This is a genomic window from Tolypothrix bouteillei VB521301, from assembly GCF_000760695.4.
GTDB lineage: Bacteria > Cyanobacteriota > Cyanobacteriia > Cyanobacteriales > Nostocaceae > Scytonema > Scytonema bouteillei_A.
The window spans coordinates 9,379,833-9,400,114 of sequence record NZ_JHEG04000001.1; the positions used below are offsets into that span (position 1 = coordinate 9,379,833).

Annotated in this window: 12 protein-coding genes and 1 pseudogene; 10 read left to right on the forward strand and 3 right to left on the reverse strand. The window is 42.4% G+C overall.

The genetic code is table 11. The features are described 5' to 3' along the window. Window positions 1-108: 108 nt before the first annotated feature. Window positions 109-458 (forward strand): annotated as a pseudogene (locus HC643_RS42740) (IS5/IS1182 family transposase); the annotation flags it as partial. 158 nt (window positions 459-616) lie between these two features. Here HC643_RS42740 and HC643_RS38385 read toward each other — a convergent pair. Continuing rightward, window positions 617-4,627 carry an AAA-like domain-containing protein gene (locus tag HC643_RS38385; protein ID WP_050045463.1) on the reverse strand — a complete coding sequence of 1,337 codons (4,011 nt, stop codon included), beginning with the start codon at window positions 4,625-4,627 and terminating at the stop codon, window positions 617-619. Window positions 4,628-4,661: 34 nt separating this feature from the next. Continuing rightward, complete coding sequence (locus tag HC643_RS38390; RefSeq protein ID WP_038086481.1) at window positions 4,662-6,206, reverse strand: AAA-like domain-containing protein; 1,545 nt, start codon at window positions 6,204-6,206, stop codon at window positions 4,662-4,664. Between the two features lie 705 nt (window positions 6,207-6,911). Here HC643_RS38390 and HC643_RS41045 point away from each other — a divergent pair. From HC643_RS41045 to HC643_RS38435, 9 genes are all read left to right on the forward strand, one after another. Further along, complete coding sequence (locus HC643_RS41045) at window positions 6,912-7,622, forward strand: hypothetical protein (protein WP_050045462.1); 711 nt, start codon at window positions 6,912-6,914, stop codon at window positions 7,620-7,622. 126 nt (window positions 7,623-7,748) lie between these two features. After that, complete coding sequence (locus tag HC643_RS38400) at window positions 7,749-8,342, forward strand: hypothetical protein (RefSeq protein ID WP_038086484.1); 594 nt, start codon at window positions 7,749-7,751, stop codon at window positions 8,340-8,342. Beyond that, a complete protein-coding gene (locus HC643_RS38405; RefSeq protein WP_038086487.1) occupies window positions 8,339-9,514 on the forward strand; it encodes a PrsW family intramembrane metalloprotease in 1,176 nt (391 codons plus the stop codon). The genes HC643_RS38400 and HC643_RS38405 overlap by 4 nt, the downstream gene beginning before the upstream one ends. A gap of 192 nt (window positions 9,515-9,706) precedes the next feature. Then, window positions 9,707-10,237: a hypothetical protein gene (locus HC643_RS38410; RefSeq protein ID WP_137986191.1), complete on the forward strand. Its 531-nt coding sequence runs from the start codon at window positions 9,707-9,709 to the stop codon at window positions 10,235-10,237. A gap of 285 nt (window positions 10,238-10,522) precedes the next feature. Next, window positions 10,523-12,223 (forward strand): ABC transporter ATP-binding protein/permease, encoded by a 1,701-nt coding sequence (locus HC643_RS38415; protein WP_050045461.1) that lies wholly within the window; start codon window positions 10,523-10,525, stop codon window positions 12,221-12,223. A gap of 496 nt (window positions 12,224-12,719) precedes the next feature. Beyond that, window positions 12,720-13,343 carry a hypothetical protein gene (locus tag HC643_RS38420; RefSeq protein WP_038086573.1) on the forward strand — a complete coding sequence of 208 codons (624 nt, stop codon included), beginning with the start codon at window positions 12,720-12,722 and terminating at the stop codon, window positions 13,341-13,343. A gap of 585 nt (window positions 13,344-13,928) precedes the next feature. Beyond that, entirely contained in the window at window positions 13,929-14,066 is a 138-nt protein-coding gene (locus tag HC643_RS38425; protein ID WP_162002295.1) for a hypothetical protein, read from the forward strand. Continuing rightward, complete coding sequence (locus tag HC643_RS41890; protein ID WP_082051640.1) at window positions 14,039-14,797, forward strand: RNA-guided endonuclease InsQ/TnpB family protein; 759 nt, start codon at window positions 14,039-14,041, stop codon at window positions 14,795-14,797. Before HC643_RS38425 ends, HC643_RS41890 begins: the two co-directional genes overlap by 28 nt. Before the next feature lie 29 nt (window positions 14,798-14,826). Beyond that, window positions 14,827-16,701, forward strand: coding sequence for a mechanosensitive ion channel family protein (locus HC643_RS38435; protein ID WP_237266047.1), 1,875 nt, complete (start codon window positions 14,827-14,829; stop codon window positions 16,699-16,701). Window positions 16,702-16,828: 127 nt separating this feature from the next. On the opposite strand, the gene HC643_RS38440 is transcribed toward HC643_RS38435, so the two are convergent. Next, a partial coding sequence (locus HC643_RS38440; protein WP_237266048.1) for a trifunctional serine/threonine-protein kinase/ATP-binding protein/sensor histidine kinase occupies window positions 16,829-20,282 on the reverse strand: 3,454 nt, incomplete at its 5' end.

Below are 20,282 nucleotides of genomic sequence, written 5' to 3' on the forward strand. Positions count from 1 at the left end.
CAGAGGAGCCACTGCGGTGGACGGGTTTCACAGGCTACAGCAAGTGGCGGATACTGTTGGCGAAATATTACTTAACATTTGAAGAGAACCCTAGACGATGTATTACATGGAAAACAGCGCACCGACTCCACCCATATTCTGGCAGTGGTTAGAGAGTTAAGTCGATTAGAACATCTAGGGGAAACTCTGCGGTCTGCTTTGAATGCTGTAGCAGAAGTTAACCCAACTTGGCTAAAATTCATGGCTCCTCCTGAGTGGTACGACCGATATTCAAAACGTGCGTGAAGATTATCGACTGCCCAAAACTGCTCAAGAGCGAGAAGCATTGGCTATCCTCATTGGGACGGATGGCTTTCTTTTACTTGATGCCATCTATGCGGAAACATCTCCACCTTTATCTGCAAAAGCTGCCAGCAGTAGAAGTTTTGCGTCAAGTTTGGCTACAACAATATCATGCGCTGAAGCTGGGTAAGCAGGCATCTGGGTATAAAACTGCTCAGAAGGCTCTCAATCGTTTCATTACTGAAGTAACCAGCTAGTATCCTGCTTTTCCGAATTCGCCAACAGTATCCGTATCTCGGCTCAAGGTCTTGATGAAATTCTTTGGCTAACAGGCTTAACCGGATGTATTCGAGTAGGCTGGAGGAATCGTTTTTTCAACCTGACAAAGAGATTGACGATCGCTCAAATCTGGATGCGATCGCAAATAATCTTTTATCCACATACAACCAGAGTGCAATATCTGGTTACTATCTAAAACGCGATCGAGTTGCCAAAGAATCACAACATCATCTAACCCGGCAGATGCTAGGATTGCTCCTTGGTTCTGGGTAACGGGGTAAAAGGCAACATTCAATGCTCGTTGTTCGTGTCCTTCTAGAGTAGCGTGCAAGATGCCATCTAGCGACCAAAGTTTTACTTTATTATCCCAACCAGCAGAGGCTAAGACGGTGCCCCAGTTGTCGGGGAGTCCAGAATGGGGGGGAATGAAGGTGATACCATTTACCCGATCTGTGTGGGCGGGAATGGTGCGAATTAATTTACCGTCTAACGACCACAGTTTTATTGTCGTGTCTTCGCTGGCTGTAGCAACAAACTTTCCATCAGGACTAAAGGCGACATCCCAAATAGTCTCGTTATGACTTTTCAGGGTAAATTGCGGCTGAGATGGAAACTTCCCGTTTGCATTCCTGTGCCAGAGGCGAAGAAACGTATCTCGACCGCCGATCGCTAACCATTGGTTATCATGGCTAAATGTTCCAGCATTGAGGCGATCGCGGTTTTTAGGTAGGGACTCACTCAGGGTTTGGATGAAAGTGCCATCCTGCTTCCAGAGTTTGGCTGTGCCGTCCCAACTGATGGAAGCTATTTCTAGCCCGTCGGGACTAAACACCACATCCCGCACTGTTGCGTTATGGGCTGAGATCGTTTTTAAGGGTTTTCCCTGCATCGTCCATAAAGTCAAGGAACCATCATCGCTACCGGCGGCGATCGCTTTCCCATCTGGGCTGATATCCACTGACCAAACCTGTCCCGGTGGCGGGGTTAAGGTGTTGAGCAGTTGTCCGGCTCGATTCCACAGCTTAATGGTGCCGTCAGCACTAGAGGAAACGATTGTTTGCCCATCAGGGCTAATCGGCGTGTGCCAAACAGAGGCACGATGACCCCGCAATACAGTGAGAATATCGCTTTGCCGCTGCCACAGCCGCACCAAGTTGTCTTCACCACCGGAAATCAAACGACGACCATCGGCACTGAAAGCTACTTCCCATGTACCGTTAATATGGGCATACAGGGTTTGATTGACAGTTCGATCGCTGTTCCAAAACTTAATTGTGTTATCCCAACCAGCTGAAGCAAGGGTTTGTCCATCGGGGCTAAAGGCGAGAGTCACCACGCTGCTGTCGTGTTCTGTGGCAGTTTCCATTAAAGTGCCAGTGACAGTCCACCAGATAACATTACCAATCCAGTCTCCAGCTACCAGAGTTTGTCCGTCAGGGCTGAAAGTGACGCTCATCAGACGGTTTTTGCCTTTTTTGGATGCGATGGGATTATTCAGTGTCCGAATTTTCTTACCCTCTAGATTCCAGAGGATGAGAGTATTATCATCACTGACCGAGGCTAGGATGTTAGCATCAACAGGACTAAACGCCACCTTTGAAACTGCACTGCTGTGTCCCTTAAAAGTACGAATCAAGCTGCCGTCGATGCGCCAAAGTTTTACTGTCTTGTCGTTACTAGCCGAGGCAATCCATTGTCCGTTGGCACTGACGGCGAGCGATCGCACCCAATCTTGATGTCCGTTGAGTGTTTTAACCAGTGTACCGTCCAGCTTCCACAGTCGCACAGTGCCATCTTGCCCAGCCGAAATTAGTTTATCGCCTTTGGGAGTAAAGGTGACATCAAAGACTTCTCCTTTGTGACCACTAAGTACTTTTACCAATGTGCCATCGCTTTTCCACAAAGTAATCTTACCGTGTTGGTGAGCAGCAGCGATTGTCTGTCCGTCGGCAGTGATGGCAATACCCCGCACTTTTCCCTGTTTACCGTTTAGGCGGTTGCGTTCAATGACTTGAAAGGTGGCACGGCGCAATTCTCGATCTACCTTGGTAAGTAACTCAGCAGGCACATCCGCTAATTTGCTCAATCGAGTCTGGGCTTTGATGGCACTGACTAAAGCATCTAATCGATTTCCAGAGGCAAACTGAGCTTCCGAGACGTTAGCGATCGCTTCAATTTCTCGGAGAGTAGCTTGATGTCTTTGAGCGAAGGCATACATTCCCAAGAAACTGGCGACGACGAAAGCAATACTAACAGTCCCCAGTAACCACTTTTGCAAGCGACTGGCACGTTTTTCTTGTTGCAGTCGCTTTTCAACTTCTTGCAGTCGCCGGAATTCTTCTTGTCGTTTCAAATCATCTAAGTCGGTGCTGGTGCCAAACCACTTGACTACCTGTCCGCTTCCATCCTTGATGGGAATCGCCCGATTGAGAAACCAGCGATAGTTTCCCGCGACATCTTGTATTCTCAGTTGCACTTCATAGGGTGAGTTGGTTTCTAGGGAATGTTTCCAAGCGACAAGGCTATTGGGGCGATCTTCAGGATGAACCAAATCCAGGCTTTTCCAGTCCGTCACCTTTGAATGCGATCGCCCCAAAAAGGTACTTAAATGCTGGTTAGTATAAGATAGTCTACCATCTGGCTCTACAATCCATACCATCTGGGGCATCGCTTCTGCTAGTTGCCGAAAGAACCTTTCGCTTTCTTGCTGCACCGCAAATTGCCGCCGGATTTCTTGCTGTTCTGCATCCTGACTAGCGGCTAGAAATTGGTAATCTAAATCGCTGAGGCTTTTGTTTTGCGCCCACTTTTGGGCATCAATTAGAGCTTGTCCCCGTAAAAGCCGGGATGTATCCTGTTTTTGAGAAGCAATCCAAGCTGATACTGTTTCATAGTAGGGACATAGTTGATTTAATTGTGCTTCTACCCATTCCCGATTAAAAACGTCTTGATATATGCGATTGCGGATTTGCAAATATCCTTGATATTTAACTACCAAACCAGAAAGCAGCAGTTCTATCTGTTCTCGACTGTCGTCGGCTGCTACGGGAATAGCTTGTAAAAGTTGCTGATAGATTCCGAGTAATCTACTAATGCGTTGAGTATTGTAAAGCAGGCGATTGCGAATTGTGCGTAAATGCTCTGGTTCGTCTTGAGATTCCCAATTGTTAATGATTTGCGATCGCACTAAACACTCTATCCAATCTGCTTCTTTACCTGGTGCAATTTCCAAAGGTAGGCTAGTTTTGCCGTTGTTACTTTCTAGATTCATCCTTTGGCTGTAATGCTGTTGCTTGGTTATTACCACTAACTGACATAATTTTTGCGTTAGAAATGGCTGTCCATTAGTCCAAGCAATAATTTCTTTAAATACCCTTTGGGGATTGTTCACAACTTGCTCTAATCCCACTACCAGAGGTTGAGCCTCTGCTAATGTAAACCCTTCTAAATTAATAGCAACACCAATATTAAAAGGTGTTTTGAGTTTATTTTGAATTAAATCAGAGGGAGTTGCAACTCCAAATAAAGCAAAACCCAGTCGTTCGTATTCAGGATTATGGACTCTTTGTTGATAACAAGCCCGAATCCACGCATAGAAATCATCTATGCCAAAGCTTAATTGCAGCAAGCTATCAATTTCATCAATGAAAATAAAAATCCGATTGTTACTCAGATTGACTAGCAAAATATCTTCAATAAAATTGCCCAAACGTTGTATGAGTGAAAACTCAGTTTGTTCTTGCCACCAAGCTGCAAAATCGATTTTCTTAGCTAATCCAAAACTATGCAGCAAGCGGACAATTATCCCTTTATAAAATTGTGTTTGGGTGAGTTCTTGGCTATATATTTGCGTAATATCAACGTAAGCACAACTAAAGCCTTCATTTTGTAATCGTTGCTTGGTATGTACCAGTAGTGAAGATTTGCCTATTTGACGACAGTTGAATACATAGCAAAATTCCCCCGCTTTTAGGGCTGTATAAAGCTCAATATCTGCTTGTCTATTAACATAGTTAGCAGCATTAGCATTTAGACAACCACCAACTTTATAAGTGCTTTTGTTCATAATAGCAAATCATAATTAGCTGAACTTTGTTTAATTACGACATCAGATATTTTCTAAAGAAGTCTCGATATAATTGGCAACTAATTACCCATTTTTGTTGTTGCAATTGAATTAACCCCATATTTTCTAATTGGTAGGCAGTTAACATATCTAAATCGATATTTTTATCTTTTGTTAAAAAGATTTTCATAGTATCTAATAATTGGGTGTTTTTTTGTAATTTATTTAATAAAATTTGTAAATGTTGACGATAAATTCCTACTTCTGTGATTGCTGTTTGCAAAATCTCTTCTAAGGTTAATTTATGATAGAGCAGGTGATAAAGAGTAATATTTAGTAATGCTGGATGTCCCCCGATTAATTCCATTAATTGATGCACTTGCTTGTTTTGTTGCCAATCAATTCCATAGCGGTTGGCTAACTCAATTACTTGCTCAGAAGTAAATTCTGATAATTTCAATGGTAGCCCAATGTTAAAAGGAGATTGATTAATTTCAATAGAAAGATAAACATCTGTTGAATAAACAATCACCAAACGCAGCTTTGTCCATACTTCATCCTGTTGCGCTTCTTCTTGCCACGAACGTAACAGAGGTAAAAATTCATTGGCTAGATCGGGATATTCAAAAATACGCTGAACTTCGTCTAATACTAATAGTAAAGGTTTTTCTAAAGATGCAAGCAAACATTCTTTTAGATAAAGAGTGCAGCTGAGTTTACTACCTATTTCTTCGTCCCAATGTTTATCGGCATTAAATTCTCTGCCTAATTGACGAGCAATACTAGCAGCTAACCATTGCATGAATAATTGAGGTTTTCGCAAAACATCAATATCAACTTGAGCGATATTGATTTTTGCAGTTTCATACCCTAACATTCTGGTATGAGCTACAATCCGCAACATTAGAGAAGTTTTACCCATGCCTCGACAACCTTGAATGCGAATGACGCATCCAGGTTGCGTAATTTCTTGATGTGCTAGTTCTTCTAATGGAGGACGAGGAACATAGAATTTAGAATCTAAAGATAAAGGAGCGCAGGGATATTTTATATATTCACTAATCTTTGCTCCATCGTTGTAATCGCTCTGTTTGTTAAGTGTCATTTCACTCTTAATTTTTTCTTCACCGAGAAAGACGGAAACAATTTGAGATGGTGCAGTATTTGGTGTGATTGTTTGTTGTTCCCCCGACAATTCACTTTCTGGTAATAAATCTGCATCAACTAAATTTTCAGATAAATCTCGATCTATCAGTTGTCTATCTTCTGGCGAATATTCCCGCAGAAAATCCATATCATTGGCATCATAGAGGGTGTAGTCATCTTCATGCAACACTAAATCAAAAGCACTAAAGCAGATTCGCAGGGTACGCGGATCTATCCTCGAATTCAAAGACCATAAACGGCTTAAACTAGAGGTAGAAATTCCAATGCGATCGCCTAATTCTACTTGTGTAAAACGTTTACCTCCTCTTTTTTGTCTCTCTTCTTCCAAAATTGCAGTTTGCAATCTCTTCATCCCGACAGCAGTTAGAACTACTCCTCTTTTTCGCAGTGATTTATTTTTGTCTTCTTTCATTTCTAAATGAAAATTTTAACTTGTTTTTATATTAATTTTGCTTAAAAGTGGTTTCCAGCCTTAAGTGACGTATATGATGTTTTAATGGATGTAATCTAAATATTACCAGATATCTGCCACAGCTTCACTGATGTAAGTGAAGTTTTTGAACTGGGAAAAAATCAATTGATTTTTTAAGTAGGTCAACCAAAAAAAACGTAAGATAGATAGACTATAAAAATTAAGTGATAAGTGATGCCTAGCGCGGTGAATGAGAGCGGTTTTATTTCTGTAACTCTCTCACAGCAAGGTTTTCAAGCTGTGCGTGGCGGCAAAATCTCTCTTCGCTACTTTTACCCCTAGATGCCTATGTAAGTAAAAACAAGATTTGTATATAAAAATACAAAAAATTTTTAGCAAATGAAGTATTATATTGCACAATCTTGAGATTACCAAAACTACAGCCTATATAAGAGTGTTTTCAGGTAATTTGCCTGGAAGTAAGTTAACTGATTTATCTGCACTTGAGGTAAATAAGAAAACATGGGAAATTTGAAGCTGTCTAAAATATTGGCGTTGCTCAATCAGAACTATGAAATTCTAAAGTTACTTTTTTTTCCTTCGTAACGATGTCTAAACTATGATTCGCCGTTAGCCAAACCCCAATTTACTAAACAAGCGTCTTGGTGTTGGTAAGTACGCCCCTTGAAATTAGCCAGAATCTCAATGCAACCAATAAAAAGCCTGCGAATATTAGCCCCTACTATTGTGGGTTTATTAACTCTTACAGTCACTCATCCTGTTAACGCTCAAGCAGTGATTGACACTTTAGACAACGGTAATCTGAGTGTGACTGGTATGAGATCGGGAAGTGGCTGCACAGTCCTTTTTAACCCTCAAGGAGAGATCCTGCAACAAGGACGATCCTGTAGTTCAACAGAAATCCGTAAAGCCCAGGCCGCGATCGATAGCTACCTGCGGGAACAAGGCACATCTGACAGTGACAATGGCAGCTCGTCGGGCCAAAATCTGACGTTGATCTGCTATGGTGAAGGTCGCAAACCGACTGTCGCAAATCGCTATGGATATGAATGGAACGATCGCCGCCATCGCTATGAAGCAAGTAATCGCGTAGAGTTAACCACTGGCGACTTCGATTCCGAGGTTCAGGTCGAAATCCGTGGTTCACAGGGAAAAATCCATCTAACCGGAAAGCTTATCCCGCCGATCCATTCGGGCGGTGACAATGGATGGTGGCCGCTCTACGACCTTCAGGTCTCGCCCGATCGCATTACGGGAAAATACCGGATGAACGAGCTAAATAAACCGCGTGTCAATATCGACCGGCGCAGCGGCAGGATCGCCATAGATGGGATTGAAAAGTTTCGGGGCGAGTGCAACTCAGGCGATTGGGGCGGCAGCAGAACCCGATTCTAGCCTAGTAGGCTATTGGGTTTGTAACAAACTTACCATCTTTTGAAGATGCAGCGGTGTTGGAGTTTTTCGAGAAGTCGTCCCGGAATCTGCTTCACCCCTGTTTAGCACCGCAAAAAGGAAAATTGTATGTCCCCCCTAAGACACGAAGCCCCTGTACCGGTTGAATATCGACTGTTTGGACTCGATCGTCGGCTCATTTGGCCGACGGTGAGCGTTTATTTTGTGGTGTTTTTATGGTCGGGAGTCATGCCAGCCATCAACGAGGCTGTTCATAACAAGGAGGTTTTAGCAGGGACAGCTTATAATGTCGGCCCTGTAAGTTTTACGCCGACCCAAGGCTGGGTAATAACTAAGGCCCCATTCCCTGTCGGGAGTTCATCAAACGCAGTGGTCTTCAAAGATGGCGTCACGTTTAGCGTCAAAAGCGGCGTCTGGAAGGGAACTGCCGAGGAACTCCTCAACCAGATCGTGAAAGACCAGAATGAATTTGTTGTCGAGGGTAAATTAGTTCCTGTTACAACACTACAAAAGGTTGCCGGAGTAGCTAAGAGAATTAATGGCCCCGACTATACTGGTCTACTGCTCGCATACGTCGATGGCAAGGGTCAGGGAGTCGAAGTGATTGTGAAGGGCCCGGCCGCTACCTCCACACAACTGGAGCAACCGATCGCTGACATGATTAAGAGCATCACTTTTAAACCGAAGGAAGGCGATTCATGACTAGCACTTCAAAGGGTGAGGACACAATCCGCAAGGCTGCCATCGATCGTTCAGGCTGGAGCTATCCCGTCCGATTTTTTCAGCCGCACAACCCGGCGTGCTACCTGTATTGGTTGCTCGTGCTGAAAGGCACCTATGTTTTCAGCGGATTTTTGTTGAGCAGGGCCATCTATCCCTCCGCTCTGTTCATCGCCCTCTCGTCTCAGGCACTGTATTGCCTGCCTTGGATCTGGTTTCTCACCCACAAAGACCGATATGAACGTGAGCCAGCCAAGCTCGCGCTGCTCGGCTTTCTCTGGGGCGGACTAGTAGCGGTGTGGGTCATGGCGTTTCCTGGCAATAATGCAATCCTATCCCTAATAGCGAAGTTGGCCAGCTTAGACTTTTATAGCCATTGGAGTGCGGCCATCACGGCACCCATCGTGGAAGAAAGCTCCAAATTCGTCGGGCTTATCATGCTCTCTTTACTAGCACGCAACCATGTCCGCAACGCCTACGACGGGTTTCTGCTTGGTGCGTTTGTGGGTCTCGGCTTTCAGGTCTTTGAAAACGTGCTTTACATTGTGGGTGCCCCCGACGCAAGCTTTGGATCGCAGCAGGTTGCTGATGCGTTAAAGTTATTGGTAGTACGTACAGCAACCGGTTTCTGGAGTCACTCGCTCTACACGGCGGTTGCGGGTACGGGGTTTGGCTACTTCCTCGAAGCGAAAAATCGCTCGTTCGGACATCGGCTCGCGGTTTTGATAGGTTTCTTTCTGTTGGCTTGTCTGGCTCATGGCTGTTGGGATGCCATTATTGGGTTTATCGGCTTCGGGCCCATCGGCATCGTCATTGGAACGGTTGCGATTTTGCTTGCGTGGCGGTTCTCCGAGCAGCGTCAACGCAAGTTTGTCCGCGTCCTGCTGGCTGACGATGTTGCAAACGGAATCGTGACAGAAGCTGAACTGGCTGCGATTTCTAACCGACCGAGAAATCGGCGAGCTTACCTGAGAGAGATCGAGTCCTCATCCGGGCCTGACGCGGCAAAACGCGCTGGGTTCATACTCGATGCGGCGATCGATCTTGCAGCAGCAATTGCATCTAAGGACAATCTCGATAGTCCGGCAGCCAAAGCCGCGCGTGCGGAGATTGCGAGGGTGCGCGGTGCAGCACAGTTAGGTCAATTAGAGTAGATTCCAGCCGAAATGCCGAGGCGATCGAGAGTGCCTGATACAGTAGGGTATCCGCCGAGGTATGTGCAAAATGGGACACATTGTAAATAAATATTGCAGAGAATACTTAATGTCAACCGTCACTTTGTTAACTGTCAGCATCCCGCTATTAAGAGAGGGGGCTTTGGTTTCCACGCTTCCAGAGGTTTTTCGATGAAAATGTATTACAAACGAATTCTTGCTATCCTACCAATATTTGCATCTTTCGGATATTTAGGAACACCTGAATTGCTTGTTTCAGCACAGAACGTGCAATCTATTGCAAATCCTTTACTAATCTCTCAAAGAGAACGACGCTCTATACGAGCAGTATCAGGACCGGACGAGCAAGGACGTTGGCGGTTTAATAAACCAAGTGGTATCTCTGATGATGCTATGCGAGAACAGGGATGCGTTGATGTCGGGAGAAATAATGCCCAACGTTGGCGTTGTCCCAGTCAAAGAATTAAAGTATATACGAATGATAGAGACAGATATAATACATACGATCGAGGATGGAGTAGAAACAGACGCTCTATACAAGCAGTGTCAGGACCCGATGACCGAGGACGTTGGCGGTTTAATAAGCCAAATGGTATTTCTGATGATGCTATGCGAGAACAGGGATGCGTTGATGTCGGGAGAAATAATGCTCAGCGTTGGCGTTGTCCCAGTCAAAGAATTCGTGTGAGAGAAGGTCGATAGTCAAATTTATGCCTTCGGCACGCTTCGCGAACGGACGAGCCTACTCGTTCGCGGCTTTATTGACTCCTGCCTTGTTTCTTAACGACAAAACGATTTCTAAGAGCAATGTTGGCAAGTGCTATGGCATTTTCATTACTCCATGATGTTAATGTTTTCGGTGGTGTAACTCTACCCAGTATGTGTATTCAGCTCGTCTTAACCTTCTTGTTTGAATTCTTGTTTGCGCCACTCATAATTGAGCTTAACAATATTTAACCCCCAATCATTTTCCATTAAATACAGATCGTGGATAAAATTCAGCAATTACAACAATTTGTACGGTGGTTTTGGGAAGTAGCTAAACGCTACTGGGGATCTCAGGAGCGGTTTCGAGCATGGGGATTGTTAGCAGCAGCCGTTCTTTTTATCATCCTCGCTAACAACGCTAGTGCTTTACTGAATCGTTATCAGGGAGAGTTTACCACTGCACTAAGCAATAAGCAATTAGAGAGTTTTCAGCATTCTCTGCTCCTGTTCGGGGGAACGTTACTGGCGTTAATTATTTTCTCGTTTTTTGAGAATTTTATTCAAAATAAACTGCAACTCTACTGGCGAGAGTGGTTGACCAAAGATTTCCTCGATCGCTATTTTGCCGATCGCGCCTTTTATCAAATTAACGGCAATAAGGCGATCGACAACCCCGATCAGCGTATTTCCGAAGATATCGAGTCTTTTATAAGCAGTTCCCTCACATATTCTCTTTCCCTCGGCAGTTATGCTCTGAATGGTTTTCTCTTTATCAATATTCTCTGGAGTATCAACAAAAACCTCGTTTTTGTCGCTATTCTAACGGCACTGGTTCAAACCTTGGTCAGTTTTTTCATTGGTCGGATTCTCACACCGCTAAACTTCAAAAACCTGCAATATCAAGCAGACTTTCGTTATAGTTTAGTCCACGTGCGTAATAATAGCGAATCAATCGCTTTTTACAAAGGAGAGGAAGAGGAAGAAGAAATGGTTCAATCGAAGTTCTTCCGATTACTTGCCGTTCTCCATGCCAAAATCCTTCCTAGTAGTCTCTTAGATGCAATCAATAATAGTTTAAATTTTACTGTTTGGATTATTGCCTATCTCATTCTTGCCCCACAATATTTCGCAGGGCAGGTTACCTTTGGCGATGTGACTCGTTCTGTTACCGCTTTTTTAACAATCGTGAGTGTTTTTAGTTGGTTCGCAAGATCTTTTGAAGGATTAACTCTTTTCGCTGCCGTCATCAAACGGCTAGGAACTTTTTCCGATTATTTGCACCAAAATCAAAAACCTGCGCCTTCGCAATGTGTTATCGATACCTTAATCGAACCTCGTTTTGCCCTCAGTCACGTCACGGTAAAAACTCCCGATCAAAAACGGGTGCTAGTGGAAGATTTCTCAGTAGAAGTTCCTCCTAGTGAGGGAATTTTAGTGATGGGGGCTTCTGGGTCAGGAAAAAGTTCGATATTGCGAGCAGTTGCCGGTTTATGGAACACGGGCGAAGGCTATATTTACCGTCCCAACACCGCCGAGATTTTATTTATTCCTCAACGTCCTTATATGGTCTTGGGTTCACTGAGAAATCAAATTCTCTATCCCCATACCAAGCGAGAAGTGAGTGATACAAAGCTACAGGAGGTTCTAGAACAGGTAAATTTGACTGATTTAGTTGCCCGTGTGGAGGGTCTTGACGTAGAACTCAATTGGGCAGATGTTTTGTCCTTAGGGGAACAGCAACGATTGGGGTTTGCTCGACTTTTCTTACATAATCCTCAGTATGCAGTGTTAGATGAATCTACCAGTGCTTTAGATGTAGCCAATGAAAAACATCTTTATCATCAATTAAGAGAGTCGAATATTACTTATATTAGTGTCGGTCATCGTCCTACTTTAATTCCTTATCATCAATTAATTGTGGAGATATTAGGACAGGGAAAATGGCGGTTTTTATCCCCCCAGTTTCAAGAATTGTTCTAACAAGTATATGGTAGAGACTTTTGGGTAACGCATACTTAATTTCTGGAGATGTCTATTGGTTAATTCAACCCGTCTGTAGCACCTCTTTTAGGAGGAACTGACTGAAGTTGTGCTTTTGCCAAATCCGTGTTGGGGTATAAGTATCATTAGAACAGAAAACCGTGTTTAGCTTAAAACCCTTATTGCATAAGGGTTTTATTGAGGGGTGTAGTAGCTCAATGCATGAAATCGCATTCGTCATATCTTAACGAGAATTCAAAAGTTTCAGCGCTTGAACACTTCTGTAATTTTCATGTAATACGTCTTAACTCGGTTTTCTGTTCCGATACTACTTATACCCCATTTTAGATGCATGGATTTTGCACTAATCTCTAATCCCTAGAGGGACAAAACGAAATAGTTTAAAAATATTTTGTAAGTGTTAACTAGCAAACGCACATTTCTGAAATAATATCAAATGTCATAATCTTTGTCATAACTTAGGAGTTTTATGGGAATGAAATCTTCAAATTCGTTTTTAGCGGTAGCACTGGCGATCGCTTCAATAAGTTTTCCCGTATCCGTCAAAGCCGATACCGTGAATGCCCGTTGCGATGTGTTCCCAAAAGGAGAAGATCGCGCCACATCCTCTGGTCGGTGTACCTTTTCCCAACGTCAGGGTGCGGTTAGCATTCAACTGGAAAATGGTCGTAGCTATGACTTGCTCCCTGTGGGTAATCGACCTGGCAATTATCGCGATCGAAATGGTGATGCTGCCTATCGACAAGCTGGACTTGGCGATCGAGGACAGATTTATCGTCTCGCCAATGAGTCGATTTTTGTCTATTGGGATACATCTGCCAATCGACAAAACTCAGGTAACAGAAATGGTAGGGCTGCTGCTAGACGTCAGCCTGAAGCGGGTACTACCGTCCCTCAGTTGAGTGATTTAGTGGGGGAAAGGGCAGGACAGGCAGAAAACGCAGTGAAAAAACGGGGCTATCGATGGGTCAAGAGTGATGATTCGGGCTACAGCTACTGGCTAGAAGGCAAAACCAACTACTGTGTAACAATCCAAACAGACCAAGGACGCTACCAATCGATTGTTTACACGGGCGGCCCAGAGGATTGTCAGAATTAGTTGTTATATATCTGGACAAACAATCCAATTTAGAGACTCATAGAAAATAAATTATCCCATTTCAGGCCCATTAAAACGACTTTCTTTCCCCCTGCCCTCTAAGCGATGGAATATTTTTTAATTGGAAGTCCCTTAGAGGGTACTGAGAGGATGTATTAAGCTGAGAAAGCTGAAACCCTCATTCCTTGATTAGGGCACAATCAGTAGACCGAAAACTTTAGCCTCAATAATCACGATACATTTTTAACATGAAGCTTCAAAATTTGCTTTTAGCAATCGCCACCGCGATCGCGAAATCGTAAAAAGCAGCATTCCTACTCTTGTAAGGAGCGATCGCATTTTCAAAACTCGTCGCATTCAACATACAAATCGGCGCATCTCAGTAGCGATCGTCAAAGCCCAAAACGAACTTGCAATTCGCAAATGGAGGGCTAGTAACTGTAACTTAATCTCTATACAAAGCTATGCAGGGCTCGGCAAAATTGCAGAGCTTTTTGATTTTGTATTCGGGATAGATACGGTGTTCTCGACTGGTGAGATAGTCATAATATAGACATGATATGACTACATAGGAAAAGGGACAATATGGTACACCGAGATAAATGGGTGAAAGTTTTACTCACCGAACTAGAGCTAACTAAGCTGGAAAAGTATGCCGAAGCGCAAGGATCGAACAAGTCACAAGCAATTCGAGAATGGATGAAAGCGTTGCCATGTTATTAGGATTTAAAACCGAACTAAAGCTAAATAATCGGCAACGAACAATGATGTTAAAACATTGTGGGGTTGCACGTCATGCCTGGAACTGGGGATTAGGATTAACCAAGCAGCTCCTAGAGCACAATAAAGTTAACCCAGACGATAAAATCCCATTCCCAAGCGCAATTGAGTTGCATAAATGGCTAGTTGCACTAGTTAAACCTGAGAATAAGTGGTATTACGAATGCAGTAAATCCACACCGCAAATGGCGTTAAGAGCGTTGCGAGTAGCATGGAAAGATGGCTTGGAAAAACGAAAGGGAGTACCTAAGTTTAAGAAGAAAGGGAAACAGGATTCTTTTACCTTGGAAGGGACAATCAAAGTAAAAGGAGTGAAAAGAATTCAAGTTCCGGTAATAGGAATTCTGAAAACTTACGAGAAAGTACCTTCCGTTCCTATCAAGACTTGTACGATTTCCCGTGAAGCTGACAGATGGTTTATCAGCTACAAAGTAGAGGTCAAGGATTTAGAGCCAGGATGCTCCCTAACGTGGATGCATCCCGATGTAGGGGTAGATTTAGGTGTTAAAGCATTAGCCACTCTCAGCACTGGAAAAGTGTTTGAAGGAGTAAAAGCTGACAAACAGCATAATTTGCATAGGTATTTCGGAGCGGTGAAGCAATCTGGGCAATCTGTGGAGACCGATCCATTGGTCGCCTCTTGGCGAAACGAACTTGTGCGATTGCGAGGTTAGCGCATTGTTGATTCATTGCATGAGGTGGAATGGCACTCAAAATGAAATCAATGAACATGAAGGAATGGATTTCTCAAGTCACTCTGGCGATGGTGGCGCTATTATCAATTCCTCAGAGAGATGTGTTGAAGACAGATAAGTTTTTTATATTTATGTTTTTATTCCATCAATTCTGCCGATTAATCATTCGGTTTGTGCCGATCGGTTTAACGACGATCTTGCTGGTGCTTGGCTCTTGTGCGATCGCCCAGAGCCAACTCCCCTCACTATCAGCATCGACTGCCAATGATTCCCTGAATCCTCCATCTACAGTTAGCCGCTATGGGGAGTACGAAACAGCTCCGATCCAATCGCCTTTAGATAAAAACAAATTGTTTGATGTCACTTCTCCCACGATTTTTAATCGTGATAAAGTCCCGGAAGGAAAACTCCCGATTGAAGTCCGGGCACAAGAGGTGAATGAGCGGTTGTGGAGGATTCTCACTCGAACCCTAAGTGCTAAACAGACACCAACTGTCACTGTCGCCATCTTGAATAATCGACCTGTCCTTGAAATTCATAACGATCAATTCACCCGTCCGATTCGCTTGGTAACCGTAACAGAAGCAGATGCCGACTTTAATGGCAAAACCCCGGACAATTTAGCCCAGGAATGGCAAAAGATTCTTCAAGATGAAATGATTCGTTTCAAGCAGTTAGCGTCACCGAAAGCCCTTGCTCAGCGTATAAGACAGGCATTTCAAATCTTGCTGGGCCTGTTGATTGCTAGCACTACGATTTGGTTTCTGAGACGAATGTTAACCCGTCAGCAACAAATCCTAGAAGCTCGTTATCAACGGCAACTAGCAGTGCTTGCAGAAGCGGAAAAAGCACGGAAATCCGAAGCAATCGCTTCATCAGAAACTACGGAAGGAGAAATGAAAGCAAGAGAAATTGCAGATTTGCGAGCGCAATTTTTGACAACTTTACAACACCAATTTAGTCTGAATCGTCAATTAGATATTAACAAATTTCTCAAATGGGCACTGTTATGGATTTTCATTTTGATGTGGTATATCGGCATTGCTAACATCATATCCACAGTCCCCCTATTGATGCGATGGACTCTTTACGTATGGGCAACACCACTCGCATTGATTGCGATTTGGTTTGGCATTAGTTTAGCGCTCCGCATCAGCACCAGTGCAATCGAGATCTTAATGCATTCAGTGAAGGCAAATCCCCTCCTCCCGTTTGGAGAAGTACAACGAATTGCTCTAAGAACTACAACGATTGCGTCTGCTTTAAAGGGATTCGTTAGTTTTGTTTTGGTGATATTAGGAATTATTTGGACTCTCAGTTTATTCAATGTTCCAACCAGCTCAATTTTTGCAGGAGGGGCAGTCATTGCTTTTGCGATTTCGTTTGGTTCCCAAAGCTTAGTGAAAGATCTCATCAACGGATGCTTGATTTTGATGGAGGATCAGTTTGCCGTGGGCGATGTGATTCAAATTGGGGACAAGAACGGACTGGTAGAAAATCTTAACCTACGAGTGACTCAGTTGCGAAATAACGAAGGTCAATTAATTACCATTCCTAATAGCAACATCACGAATGTCAGCAATCTAACCCGCCTCTGGTCGCGAATAGACTTTTCTATTGTAGTTGCCTATGAAAATGACCCAATACATGTGCTTGATGTCTTGCGGCAAATATCCAAGCAACTGTATAGCGAACCTGAATGGCGAGAGATCCTGCCAGAGCTACCAGAAGTCCTGGGCATTGATGACCTCTCCCATACAGGAATGCTGGTGCGCGTTTGGATAAAAACGGCCCCAATGGAACAATGGCGCGTTGGGCGAGAATTCCGTCTACGTGTTCGACAAGCCTTTGAAGCAAACAATATTCAGATTGGCATCCAATGAATTACTTACAACACGGATTTGGCTGTCACCCAGTAGTTTGACCGGGTCTTAAATTCCATAATCAGTAAACCAAAAAGTTTTTCCCAAAGAGCGATCGCAGACTATGAATCAAAGCTAAATCAAAGCCCTACTTTAGAGGAATCTCAATAATAAACTCCGCTCCCAATCCCGATTTTGAAACGCAAGTTAATTGACCTCTATGTTTTTCTACGACAATAGCATAACTAATGGATAATCCCAAACCTGTTCCCTTTCCAATAGGTTTAGTTGTAAAGAAAGGGTCGAATATTCTTGGTAGAACTGTTTCCTCAATCCCACAGCCATTGTCAGCAATACTAACAATAGCCTTTTGAGTCTCTTTCATACCAGTACGAATGGTAATGGTAGGTTTTTTGTTATGGGAGGACTCATGACACCACATCTGCTGTAAAGCGTCTATAGCATTGTTCAGCAAATTTATAAACACCTGATTGAGAGCAGAAGCATAGCAAGTTATTTCTGGTATCTGAGCATACTCTTTAATAACTTCAATTTTGGGATATGGATCGCTTGCTTTCAATCGGTGCTTTAATAGCAACAACGTACTATCAATACCGGAGTGAATATCTACTGATTTCTTTTCGGCTTCATCTAAACGTGAAAAATTACGTAATGATAGAACAATCTGTTGAATGCGTTTGGCTCCAAAGTGCATGGAGGCTAGTATTTTTTGCAAGTCAGACAATAAAAAATCAAGCTCAATATCTGCTTTTTTTTCTTCTATTTCAGGGTTTGGATTTGGATAAAACTTCTGATAGAGTTTTACCAGTTCAATTAAGGATATAACATATTCGTTAGCAGGAGTTAGATTGCTGTAAATAAAGCTAATTGGATTGTTGATTTCGTGAGCAATACCAGCTACAAGCTGTCCCAGACTAGACATTTTTTCAGTTTGAATGAGTTGAGATTGAGCTGAATAAAGTTCTTGCAATGTTGTTTCTAGCTGATTTGCCTTCTGACTTAATTCTTGAGTACGTTCTTCAACTTTTTGCTCTAAAGTGTGAGCATAATCTTCTAACTTTTCGTTGGCTTGTTTTAGCTGGTTGCTAGTTTGTGATAAGTGAGTGTAGAGTTGGGCGTTTTCTAGAGCAATAGCGGCTTGAGTTGTAAGGAGCTTCAGAATTTCTAAGCGCTCGTGTGTAAAGACTCCTGTTACGAAAGTACTTTCCAAATAAAGTATACCAATCAATTTTCCTTGTTTAATAATGGGAGTACACAAGAAACTTTTGGGTTGATTCAATTGAATATATGGATCGGACTCTAAGGAAATTTGAGCCACAGCGCTATCAATAACAATAGTTTCTAAGCTCCGAGACACATAGTGAATGATAGAACAGGGAATTTCTAAGCTATCATCTATTGGTATTGATTGCAGCACTCTAGGTTGAATCTCTTGCGAGCCTTCTGACTTGGCAATCGCCTCTATCACCCAATTATTATCCTTAAGTAACATCAAAACACATTTATCTGCACCTGCATTCTTCATAACCACTTGTATCAAAGTGGAGAGTAATTGCTCGAGATGAATTTCACCAGACAATGCTTGAGAAGCTTGTACTACCGTCATCATGTCTAAAGAATTTAAAGCAGTTGTACTGCTAGCAAAGACTTTTGTGGATAGCGAGAGAGTGGGATCTGATGGTAAGTGCGATGGAGATGGAGTTAAGATGGAATTCAGCAATTCTGCATAGCGGGTTTCCAAATCTTTCACTTTTGCCATTGCTCCCCAGCGTATATAGCAATAATAAGCTTCAGTTAAATACACTAAAGCTATTTTTTCTTTTTTACATTCTAAATAAAATTTAGCTGCTAATTCGTTAGCTAGGGCTTCTTCTTGAATATAGCCTTGTTCTTTAGCTCCAGCGATCGCGCGATCGTAAAAATCAGCAGCTTGCCAATATTGTCCTAATAATTTAGCTTTTTCAGCCTTTACTAAATCATATTTGTGTTGAAAGTTACTAGGTGCATACTCCGCCCATTTTTTCATTTTCTGCTGATTCATACCTACAATTCTTAGGTATTTTACCTGCTGGCTTTTAGTGACATGGGGATAATCGGCTAGGAGGGCTAATGAATAGTAGAAGTTATGCAAGCAGATAGTAAATAATCCAAGAGCTGCTTCAGAATATTTTTTTCCTATAGTTGCTATATTAACAGCATGACTATAATTGTGAAATAAGTAAAGGATAATGAGTTTAACTAAATAAGCAGCAAAGAGTGACATATAATTTTTCTCTTTCTGCCAAATTTTTAACAAAATTTCCTGTTCGGAATCTTCGGTTGAAAATAGAGACTTATTATCGGTATTTGATAAAACTTGTAATTTGAAGGTTATTTGTTGCCAAATTTGAGCGTAGGCGATCGCAAACAAGTGTTTGTTTTTTTGCAAAAAATCAATATAATTTAATTGCTGCTTTTCAACAACGTCTAAGTGTTTTTCCACTATAAATAAGTTTTTACAGTAGTGCATGGCACTGTAACAAGCCCATTCTACATCTCCAAATTCCAGACCACTTTGTAAAGCTTTTAAGAAAAAATCACACGTATTTATAGCAGACTCTTTCCAAATTCTAATGTGAGCATTAAACATAACATAAACTTTAGCTTTGAGTGCATTAGCATGGAATTTTTCTAAAAACACGAGAGCTAATTTGCCAGCATGATATCCGGACTCAATATCTCCTTTGTTGCATAAAAGCATTCCATAAAGAACATAAGCATAAGCAGCTAATGCAGAATAACCATTTTGAGTACAAAGATTTACCATGGTTTGGATTAACTGCGGTACCATTTTCGGCTTAGCAATATAAACAGGCGGATATAAAGCTGTTAATATTTGTAAAGCTGCTAATTTATAGGGGTCTGTCATGACCGCAATATGTTCTAAATCTGTTAATGCAGGTAACGTAGGAGTAGAACTTTTATGACTTTGTTTTACCCATGGAACTTCCAGCATTTCCAAAACTTGCATTCCTGTATCAATGGCTTTCAGCATCTGGCTTTGAGTTTGATAAAGCTGTATTTTTAACTGAAAAGCCTTTACTCGATCGAGCACGGTTATTGCTTGTTTCTGGATAAGTTCAGTCAGTTCCATTGCTCGTTCGCAATTGGTGTTTAAATATTCTGTTTCTGCTGCTTCTAGATAAACTGCTAGCGTTATCTCATAGTGATTTTGCCAGCTATCGGTATCTAGCAAGGAAATTGCATAATTGAAATATCTTACTGCTGGTTCATAAGCAGTCGATAGTTTAGCTTTACAACCAGCGTTAAAATTGAGTTTAATCAGTTGATATTTTTGGCATTGCTCGTTGATTAACTGAGCAGCGATGTTAAGATGATTGACGATATCAAATATTATCTCTTCTTGTTCTTCATCAGACGTATTCTTCAACAAGAGTTGACCAATTTTTAAATGTATGAATTGTTTTTGGTCATCAGCAATCAAAGAATAGGCAGCTTGTTGGACGCGATCGTGCAAAAATCGATAGGTTACATTTTCAATGTTGCTAGTATTTGCATCTACTCCATCAGAACTAAGATAA

Bases quoted from the DNA above. Each gene is read 5' to 3' on its own strand.
- HC643_RS38405 (WP_038086487.1), top strand. From the start codon at position 8,339: ATGACTAGCACTTCAAAGGGTGAGGACACAATCCGCAAGGCTGCCATC.
- HC643_RS38390 (WP_038086481.1), bottom strand. From the start codon at position 6,206: ATGAAAGAAGACAAAAATAAATCACTGCGAAAAAGAGGAGTAGTTCTA.
- HC643_RS38410 (WP_137986191.1), top strand. From the start codon at position 9,707: ATGAAAATGTATTACAAACGAATTCTTGCTATCCTACCAATATTTGCA.
- HC643_RS38400 (WP_038086484.1), top strand. From the start codon at position 7,749: ATGTCCCCCCTAAGACACGAAGCCCCTGTACCGGTTGAATATCGACTG.
- HC643_RS41890 (WP_082051640.1), top strand. From the start codon at position 14,039: ATGGATGAAAGCGTTGCCATGTTATTAGGATTTAAAACCGAACTAAAG.
- HC643_RS38385 (WP_050045463.1), bottom strand. From the start codon at position 4,627: ATGAACAAAAGCACTTATAAAGTTGGTGGTTGTCTAAATGCTAATGCT.
- HC643_RS38435 (WP_237266047.1), top strand. From the start codon at position 14,827: ATGGCACTCAAAATGAAATCAATGAACATGAAGGAATGGATTTCTCAA.
- HC643_RS38420 (WP_038086573.1), top strand. From the start codon at position 12,720: ATGAAATCTTCAAATTCGTTTTTAGCGGTAGCACTGGCGATCGCTTCA.
- HC643_RS41045 (WP_050045462.1), top strand. From the start codon at position 6,912: ATGCAACCAATAAAAAGCCTGCGAATATTAGCCCCTACTATTGTGGGT.
- HC643_RS38425 (WP_162002295.1), top strand. From the start codon at position 13,929: ATGGTACACCGAGATAAATGGGTGAAAGTTTTACTCACCGAACTAGAG.